This window comes from Rhodoplanes roseus (genome assembly GCF_003258865.1).
Taxonomy (GTDB): Bacteria; Pseudomonadota; Alphaproteobacteria; order Rhizobiales; family Xanthobacteraceae; genus Rhodoplanes; species Rhodoplanes roseus.
This window is the reverse complement of record NZ_NPEX01000832.1, coordinates 1-269: the sequence shown is the minus strand read 5'-3', so window position 1 is coordinate 269 and position 269 is coordinate 1. Positions and strand designations below refer to the sequence as shown.

Annotated in this window: 1 protein-coding gene; it reads right to left on the bottom strand. The window is 63.2% G+C overall.

What is annotated here, in order from left to right; genetic code table 11:
• Positions 1–215 (bottom strand): YjiS-like domain-containing protein (locus CH341_RS32610; RefSeq protein WP_146604781.1); only part of this gene is annotated, 215 nt, incomplete at its 3' end.
• Positions 216–269: the final 54 nt, after the last annotated feature.

The following is a 269-nucleotide window of genomic DNA, read 5'->3' as shown; positions in this document are numbered from 1 at the left end:
AGAGCGCTTTCGACCTCAAAACGCGTCAGGCCGATATCCTGCAGCATCTGGTCGTCGAGGGTGGCAAGCCGATAGGCGGCACGGCGTCCCTTGATGGCACGCGCAAGACGCAGGAGCGTGTTTGCGAGCGGCTGCAGGAAGGCGCCGGCGCGGGCGGCGAGATCGCCTGATGCGGCGGGTCGGACCGCCGGATTGTGAGAAAGATTGTTGAGCATTGCTGCCTCCAAACGGAAAATCGGGTCTTCCGAAACCCGGTTCAGGGAATGGCG